We start from the raw sequence: 7925 nt of genomic DNA, 5'->3' as shown, positions 1-7925 counted from the left end.
ATAATGTGATGAACATTCCAAATAAGAATGTTATAACGATTTGTTTATCAAGAAAATCCTTATTCATTGATTTTGTCCATATCGGTGAGTACTAAACCTACTATACATAATAGTAGGCACTATTGTGACTACAAGCAGACATTGGTCTGAGTTCATAATGTGATGAACATTCCAAATAAGAATGTTATAACGATTTGTTTATCAAGAAAATCCTTATTCATTGATTTTGTCCATATCGGTGAGTACTAAACCTACTATACATAATAGTAGGCACTATTGTGACTACAAGCAGACATTGGTCTGAGTTCATAATGTGATGAACATTCCAAATAAGAATGTTATAACGATTTGTTTATCAAGAAAATCCTTATTCATTGATTTTTTTCATATTGGTGAGTACTAAACATACTATACATAATAGTAGACATTACTGTGACTACAAACAGACATTGGTCTGAGTTCACATTCAAGGAGAGAATATGGGCTTTTTGAACAAAATATCCATTAAATCGAGACTGTTTCTGTTAGTTGGGTTACCACTACTGTTTATGAGTGTATTTGCTGGGTTAGAAATAAAAAAATTGTATGGCGAAGTACAATCGTTGAATTTACTTAATGCTAGAATTGAATTATTGAAAGAGCAATATGTTATTTCATCACAAGTTCACACTCTCAAAACAGAAAGATTAGTGGGCGACATTGAATTGAATGAATTGAATGCTCTATCTGAAGCGATTAATCGTGCTTTTTTGTTACTGCCCAGCGCGTTTTCTCAAAGTGAAAAAGAGGGTGCAGAGAACATATTAAAAGAGATGGACGAAGCGAAGGTTGAGCTACTTTCTACAAGTAAAGAAGATTTGAATGATTGGTCTGTATGGTTTGATGATCTTGTTAGTCAATTTTTAATAACGTTCGAAAAAAATAGAGTGAGCACTGGAAATATAGATATAGAGAAAAACACAGAAGTACTTTATCAATTGCAGTGGTTGTATTTTTGGGCACAAGAAGAAAATTGGTTCATTCATCAGTTTAAAGAAACGAACAATAATGAGTTTAAACAGTTATTGTCGACGGTGATTGAGCGTCAGCAGCTTTTTATTGATCGGTTTATCGCTATTAGTGCCAGCCCGAAACAAATTGATCTTTTACTTAAAATATTTACAGATCCTGCTTTTTCTGACAGTTACAAATTGCGAGAGGGAATTTTAACCGGAGGGATGAAGGACAGTGAAATAGCAACAGGTTTGCAAGCTTTTAATGACAGATTCACCTTAATTCAGCATGTTGTACAAGAGGTGAGTATCTCGTTAGTTGATGATATTCAAACTACTACGACAGATATCAAAACGTTAATGAGTGTGTATCTTGCAGCAATCTTGTTGTCTATGGTAGTTATGTGCTATCTCGGAACCAATTTATCACGACGTATTCTTTTTTACTTGAGCCGTGTTATTAAAACGATGTCAAAAATTGAAGATGCTCATAATTCAGCATTGAAAGTGAAATCAGATGGTAATGATGAATTCACTGTGTTTACCTCTAAGTTAAACCAATTACTGGAAGATCGTCATTTTAGCCAAGCGAATATTATCAAGGCTAAAGAAGAAGCAGAGAAGGCTAACGTTGCTAAAAGTTCCTTCTTAGCAAACATGTCTCATGAAATACGTACGCCATTGAATGGCATTATAGGGATGTCAGGCATTTTGTCAGATACAGAACTGAACCCTTCTCAAGCGGAATATTTGCAAACCATCGAAACCTCTTCGCAAACATTATTATTGTTGATTAATGACATTCTTGATTTATCTAAAATAGAATCAGGGAATTTGGTACTTTCACCTCATGAGTCAAATATTGCTGAAGTTGTTTACGACACGATTACTATCGTTCAGGCAAAAGCATCAGAACAAGGGCTTAACCTTAGAGTTCAATTAGACCCTGAACTACCTACATCTGTTATGTTGGATGAGCACAGATTACGACAAGTACTGATGAACTTAATGTCTAATGCTGTGAAGTTCACCCTACAAGGTTCTGTGACGTTATCGATAACTTATACATATATTGATGATAAAAAAGCGTCGTTGCTCTTTTCTATAAAAGACACTGGTATTGGTATAGAAAAAGATAAACAACAACAAGTCTTTGCACCATTCACGCAAGAAGATGGCTCGATTACTCGTCAGTTTGGAGGCACAGGTTTAGGGCTGGCAATTTGTCGTCAGCTAGTTGAGCTTCTAGGCGGTTCAATTGAACTGAAATCAGAAAAGGGGTTTGGTAGTGATTTTTACTTTAGCCTAGACGTTGATGTTGTTAAGTATCAACCTAAAATTATTTCTAATTTTGAGAATAAAAAGTGTCTGCTTTTATCAAATCAAACCTCAAATGCCGAGCTAATTGAGATTGAATGTAAAAAATGGGGACTAAATGTCACTATCTCTGATATAGAAACGGCAGCCGTACCTGGCATATCGCAACAGTATGATTTGATTTTATATTGCCAAAAAACGATAAGTCATACAATTAAAGATATTGAATTATTTAATCATATTCAAGATAGACCAGCCCTCGTTATTTGTTCTCAACTTCAAGATGAGCAATTTGATTTTGGTCATACGATTGATGGATTAACGATTTTACCGTTACTTGGTCAGCGATTTGTAAAAGCAATTAATAGTGCATTTATTAACGTTAAGAAGAATAGAGGTATACAAACTAACTCTGCTTTGAATCCTGAGAGTCGCTTAGTTGATATAAAACCTGTGAGTATAAATACAACTCCAGCCATCACAGAGAGTAAAATATCAGGGCAAACAGATGCAGATGTTATTTTGATCGTTGAAGATAACATTGTTAACCAGAAGGTCGCTTCACTCTTGCTTAAAAAAGCGGGCTACCAAATTGTTGTGGCTAATAATGGACAAGAAGCTGTTGACCTCATTACCCAGAAAGAACCTACTTTGTTTAAAGCCATTTTAATGGATTGCATGATGCCAATCATGGATGGCTTTGCGGCAACTGAAGCGATTAGATTATGGGAAAAAGAGCAGCATACTGATCGATTACCTATTATTGCATTAACAGCAAGTGTTCTAGATGAAGACATCAGTAAATGTTATGAAGCAGGAATGGATGATTATGTTGCTAAGCCATTTCGTAAAGAACATTTATTAGAAAAATTAGAGAGTTTAAATGAAGTTGCATAATAAATTCATCGGATAAAATACGTTTCTCGAGTGAAAAAAGAGACTGGATTGTATCTTTTCCCTTTCATACAAAAGCTTATGCTGTGCGAAGTCTCTTACAAAACTGTAAGAAATAAAGTTAATTTGATAAATAGAATGTTTCAAATTAAAAGTAAAACCTTGAAGTTTCATGGGCTTATTTCCATTGAGTGTTTTTGTTCTTACATTTGATGATAAATGTGATCTCTGTTCGTTGCTTAGATTTATAAAACCCGTATTCTTTAGTGCGTCGGAAGGAACTGACGGAACGGAACAGGAAATTAGCCAAGGAGTTTGGCAGCCTCAGGACGAGGGCGGTGGATCAGGATGGTTTATCGAACATGGACTGTGAAGAGATAATTAAACGGAAGTGATGCAGTAGGTTAGGATGCTTACTTGTTAGGAAGACGAAAATGGACCGCTTCAGGATGAAGCAAAGGACACCTCTAGGACGGAGAGAGAGTCGGAACAGGATGATTCGGTGGATCAAGGTAAGATCAAAGGACGTCTCTAGGATAGAGAATAAAGGACTAAGCTGAAGGAATCAGCAAAATCATGGAATGACGCAGGGAGCACCATAGTAGCCGGATTGCTGCAAGTAAGACCTAAGGGCGCGACGAATGTCGCGCCCGCTCTTTTTTAGGGTACTAAATTTTGGTATTAGAGCGCTTATCTATACACGTATATGGCTCTTCATTAAGCAACAAATACCGTTAGCTCGCCAATATTTGAGGCTTTTTCTTTAAGCTCGCAAATAGCATATAAATCGCCGTGCTTAATAATACGATGAAGAAAAAATCCATTAATCCATTCGCTTTAACCAAAAATTTATTAGCTAACAACGGTCCAGTTGCCGATCCCACGCTATAGCTAAACAACATGATTTGTGTTGCCGCTACAATAAAGTTAGAACCTAGTTCATCACAGGCCAAAGTAATCGCTATCGGATACAAAGCAAATGCAGACATACCTAACAGCGCCAATGCGAATACTGTTGTTAGGTAATCGTTCGTGAAGTACGTAATCCCCATAGCAAACACGCCGAGTAACGACATCATTGCTAAAAGTAATGTTTTGCTCATTTTTAATGATAGTGCGCTTACAATAGGCTGAATCATCATACCACCTAAAATAATCGCAGCCATTAGCACCCCAATCTTATCATTGCCCATATCGGCCTTACGTAGCGCTAAGGGCATTAAGCCATAAATCGTGCCCATAACGACACCAGAAACCAAGCAACCAATAATTGCTGGTTTGCTTAAACGTGAAATTTGCTTAAACCCCATCGTATGGTGTTCTTCACAATTTGGTTGCCCTTGCTTAATAAACAGAGGTGGCAAAATCGCAAGTAAAATCAAAGCAATAATTGCAATAAATGGTTCAAACCCATTAATACCGAATATGTTTATGCCAAATTGCCCTATAGTCGTACCACCATATAACGATGTCATATAAATACCGAGTCGCTTCGCTCGCTCTTTCTTATCGTCACCAATTAATAGCCATGATTCAATCACGACAAAGATGCCAGCTACAGCCATGCCTGCAAGTAAGCGGGCAAATAGCCATACTTCTTTATTTGGAAATAAAGGCATAATAGCAACAGTTATCGCTAGGATCGTAAGGAACATGATAAAAGCGATTCGGTGACCAATTTTGGCTATAATTGGCTCAATCATCATAGAGCCGACTAATAAGCCAAAATAAAAAATACTGGCTAACCAACTAGCAAAACTTGAGTCTATCTTAAATGATCCCATCGAAAGTGGGATTAAACTCATTAAATAGCCTGAAGCTATTGCGAAAACAGTTAGTCCGGCAACAGGCACAAAAATACCTCCGCCTTTGCGACAAGTAGTGTTCTGAATCACTACTGTGTACTCCAATATTAAATATGTAAATGGGATGTCTGCCTAAGAAAAGACAGTCTATGATGTTATTTCGAGAGGAATATGGACCCAAAGATGCTTTTCGTAAAGTGAGAAAAACTAATGCGAATAGCCGTAAATATTTATATTAACTCATTTGGTTTTAGTTAGTTTAGAGTTAATCACAATGAGTGTGAAGGTAATTACATTTAAGTGATGATAACTCTTTGTTTTTAAATGTTTTGTACTTTTAAAATAATACGTATTTAGTCTGACTTTTACTTATAATGTTTAGTGTTATAAATGATTTTTAGTGTGTATGTTTTTCTATCTATGGAAAAATATTTTTTATTGAAGGCTACTTTTTAGAAAGGGTGTTGCGGGAGGATAGGTGCATTGTTTTGGTGCACTATGTCCTTATGTTTGTGCAATGCTTTCCAGTTTTCATATCTAACTTGTTGAATTTTAACTGGTTATATAATGGTATGAAGTTTGCTTTGATATCCATGTGTTTAGGTATGGAGTTTGAAGAGCTAAATAGCAGTGAGGGCTGTTTGGTTTTTTAAGTATTAAGCACATCAGAATACACCTTCTACTTGTCATGTTTGACACCGGCACTGTTCTTTTGTAGCGGAAGAACAGTGCCTTTTCTTTTTAATTAGCGTTTGTTTTTAAGGTAACGCTTACGACGTTCTTCTTTCTTTTTAATTTGTTGCTCTTTCTTTAACTCTGCTTCAATAGCGACATTAACTAGCTCTTCTGTGATCATTTCTGGACGTTCCATAGTGATCTTACCTAGTACGCCATTACGCAATTCATTGATTAGTATTTCTGACGCTTTATGGATATCAATTCGACCACCAGGGCGAAGGCAACCACGTTTACGACCAATTTCTTCCATTAACTCGATATCTGTTTCTGGTAATTCATCATCAAGATCGTAACGTGCCTTGATTAAATCAGGATAAGCAGCTGCTAAGTATTCAATGGTGAAGAAAGCGACATCGGTATAATCCATAGCTGTATCTTTAACAGCACCTGTTGCCGCTAAACGAAAACCACTGTGCGGGTTCTCTACTTTTGGCCACAAAATTCCAGGGGTGTCAGATAACACAATACCGTTTTGTAGGTTAATGCGCTGCTGTTGACGAGTAACGGCTGGCTGGTTACCTGTAACAGCAATAGTGCGACCTGCAATTACGTTAATGATTGTAGATTTACCTACGTTAGGTATACCCATAATCATAGTACGAATATTTTTACCCATTGCTTCGCGACCAGGTGCTAGCTTGCGGCATAGCTCCATAATTTGATTTACTTCAGCAATATTCTCTGTCGTGATTGCGATAGCTTTAACACCTTGTTCTTTTTCAAGGTGTGCAATCCACATTTCAGTCATTTCAGGATCGGCTAAGTCACGTTTGTTCAAAACCTTAACAACAGGCTTTTCACCACGAAGTGAAGAAATCATTGGATTTTCACTACTGAATGGAATACGTGCATCGAGCACTTCAATAATGACATCAACTTTCGGAATTGCTTCTTCAATTTCTTTACGTGCTTTGTGCATGTGGCCTGGGAACCACTGGATCATATTACTCATTTAAAATTTGAACCTTTTTTAAAATCATGCGGTGCATTTTGGTACATGCTGGGCTACAAAAGTGAATGCGTCAAAATCTGAAAAACCAAAACAGAAGTCGATTTGAGTAATAGAATGTTGTCGGTAACTCATCTGACTTTTCTTTAAAGCATGTACGAATGCATAGATTCTAGCATCTTCACTAAAAGATCGGAAAATAAGTCAGTATCAAACACTATATATGGCTTTGATTTGTACAATGTAAGCGCTCAGTGTTAGAAATGGTTGTCTGATAATGACGTTTTATATTAGTCGTTCTAAACGTCATTAAATCATTACCGCTAGACGGCGTTATAACCTTGCAACAACCCTTAATTTTACTTATAGCTCAATGTATTAAATAAAAGCGAAATCTTAGCTTTCTGTAACGGTTTTTGCGATTAAATATTCTGTGATGGTATTCTCATTTATCCTTACTGAGTGAGAGTACGTTTGCATAACGTTTTTTAATGAATAAAGCATAATGAAAACAAAATTACTTACTCTCGCACTTTCCTCTTTAATGGCATGCGCTTTTGTGTCGACGTCTGTACAAGCAGACCCAAAAACACCCGGAACAGAAACAGGGTACAGCTCGATTGATGTGATGCAGAAAGGCGAATTAGTGCCGCTCAATTGGATCTCGGTAGAAGATATTAAAGCTAGCCTTGCGGACAAACCGCCGATGGCTGTGGGCTTTGATATTGACGATACAGTGTTGTTCAGTTCCCCTGGTTTTAATCGTGGTCAGCAAGTCTTTTCGCCGAATGGCTATAGTTACCTTCAGTCACAACAATTCTGGGATAAGATGAACTGTTCATGGGAAGCTTTCAGCTTACCTAAAACAATTGGTCAGAAGTTGATCGCAATGCACCAAGAGCGTGGTGATGATATTTATTTCATTACTGGTCGTACAGGGTCTGATTGCGAAATGACTACACAATACCTGAAAGATACTTTTGGCATTGCGAATATGCACAAAGTGATTTTTGCTGGTTCCAGTAAAACGGCTTACACCAAGACCCCATTCATTAAGGAACATAATATTAAATTATATTACGGCGATTCTGATGGTGACATCATTTCGGCTCGTGATGCGGGGGCGGAAGGTATTCGTATTATGCGAGCTGCAAACTCTAGCTATAAAGCGATTCCTAAGAATGGGGTTTATGGTGAAAAAGTAGTAAAGGATTCTCAGTACTAATTATT

4 protein-coding genes are annotated in these 7925 nt (G+C 37.0%); 2 read left to right on the top strand and 2 right to left on the bottom strand.

Translation table 11 applies throughout. From position 1 onward, the window contains the following. Positions 1 to 479: 479 nt before the first annotated feature. Positions 480 to 3206, top strand: coding sequence for a hybrid sensor histidine kinase/response regulator (locus C9J47_RS21285; RefSeq protein WP_245903569.1), 2727 nt, complete (start codon positions 480 to 482; stop codon positions 3204 to 3206). A 731-nt stretch (positions 3207 to 3937) separates the two neighbouring features. On the opposite strand, the gene C9J47_RS21270 is transcribed toward C9J47_RS21285, so the two are convergent. Together C9J47_RS21270 and ylqF are read right to left on the bottom strand one after the other, a co-directional pair. Next, the gene (locus tag C9J47_RS21270; RefSeq protein ID WP_425440613.1) at positions 3938 to 5095 is read right to left on the bottom strand and encodes an MFS transporter; all 1158 of its coding nucleotides are present in this window, start codon (positions 5093 to 5095) and stop codon (positions 3938 to 3940) included. Positions 5096 to 5753: 658 nt separating this feature from the next. After that, on the bottom strand, positions 5754 to 6698 hold the full coding sequence (ylqF, locus tag C9J47_RS21265; protein WP_006229568.1) for a ribosome biogenesis GTPase YlqF: 945 nt from the start codon (positions 6696 to 6698) through the stop codon (positions 5754 to 5756). A gap of 502 nt (positions 6699 to 7200) precedes the next feature. Between ylqF and aphA the strand changes: the two genes are divergently transcribed. Continuing rightward, positions 7201 to 7920: an acid phosphatase AphA gene (gene aphA / locus C9J47_RS21260; protein ID WP_107255295.1), complete on the top strand. Its 720-nt coding sequence runs from the start codon at positions 7201 to 7203 to the stop codon at positions 7918 to 7920. Positions 7921 to 7925: the final 5 nt, after the last annotated feature.

This window comes from Photobacterium indicum (assembly GCF_003026215.1).
GTDB lineage: Bacteria > Pseudomonadota > Gammaproteobacteria > Enterobacterales > Vibrionaceae > Photobacterium > Photobacterium indicum.
This window is presented reverse-complemented; position numbering and strand designations above follow the sequence as displayed.